Consider the following 1,232-nt stretch of genomic DNA (forward strand, 5'->3'; position numbering starts at 1 on the left):
ATTCAACGACGGCATTTCGCCGGTTGCGGCTGAGGAAAACCTTAAAATACTGTCCGGGATTAGTTGACCACTACAACGAATTCAAGGATATCGCTCCGTGGAAATTTAAACGGAGATTGAGCTGTCTCTGCCGACCCATGATCCCGGTTGGCGGGAATCGGTATTTATCAAGCGCATTCCTTCTCAGACAAGGAATTGGCTATTTTCTTGATCTAGCAAGAGATGGCCTGTTCATTCCAAGTTTCTTTTCGTCAAAAGCTATGCAGAGCTACGTGGGTAAGAAAACCGGGGAGCGAGGTCTCTGGTTTAATGAAGTAGTTGCGCAAACGCTGACTGAAAATGGTTTCGAACAGTCAGAGAACTGGACATGAGAACCTTTGGAAAACCCGAACTTGGAGACGTTGATGTAGTGGGAATAAAAGGCGACGTCGTAACCTTGATTGAATGCAAGAACCTCCAGATGGCCAAGACGGTTTCGGAGATCGCAGATATTTGTAATCGGTTTAGAGGCGAAGAGAAAGATGAGCTTTCTAAGCACTTAAGGCGTGTTGAATGGGTGAACTTGAACAGGGACTTGGTTTCCAAAAGGCTGGGTATTGAAAAGATAGAGGGTGTGAAACATCTCCTCGTAACGAATACCGAAATACCGAAATACCGATCAAATATAAAGAAGGACTCCCGATTAAAAGAGAACAGATTATTTCCATTGCCGAACTAAATGAAGCGCTGATCGAGTGAAGCCCGGTTGGAAAATCACCAAAAATATTGAGTACGTTGTCCAGCGACATTTCAGAAAATCTCGACACTTTAAAAGCAGGAGTATGATTGCAATCTTATGAAGCAGCTTCACTGCACACTCCAAAAGTTCATTTGCTCAATGTCACCAACTCTATTAGGTGTGTTGTTCGGTTGGGCGGCTTGGCTACTCATTTATGCTAGCTCAACTACTCACCTCAGATCATGAAATTGGCGCTATCGTAGAAATCCTGACGTTACCAATTATCGCTAGCGTATCGGCACCTTTAGTGTAAGCCGCAGGCAACGCCAGGATTTCTTTGAGCTTGAACGAACGCTGGCCAGAAGTGTCAGGGCCGAGTTCGGCAACGTCTTTGATCTGTAAAAGCGCGGTTTCCTGGACTCGCAGCCCGAGCTTGAAGGGTAATCCCCCCGAAAAAAAGCGGTTTTCAAAAGTAGAATTTTCCGTAAGCTAAACGCAGGGAGATTCTGCATGA

2 protein-coding genes are annotated in these 1,232 nt (G+C 45.4%); both read left to right on the plus strand.

Features of this window, described 5'->3' with window-relative positions; all coding sequences use genetic code 11:
- A partial coding sequence (locus tag NLU14_RS21300; protein WP_275710402.1) for a hypothetical protein occupies nt 1-371 on the plus strand: 371 nt, incomplete at its 5' end.
- Complete coding sequence (locus NLU14_RS21305) at nt 368-718, plus strand: hypothetical protein (protein WP_275710404.1); 351 nt, start codon at nt 368-370, stop codon at nt 716-718. The genes NLU14_RS21300 and NLU14_RS21305, both read left to right, overlap by 4 nt.
- Nucleotides 719-1,232 lie beyond the last annotated feature (514 nt).

The sequence above is a fragment of the Marinobacter iranensis genome (genome assembly GCF_029207565.1).
GTDB classification, from domain to species: domain Bacteria; phylum Pseudomonadota; class Gammaproteobacteria; order Pseudomonadales; family Oleiphilaceae; genus Marinobacter; species Marinobacter iranensis.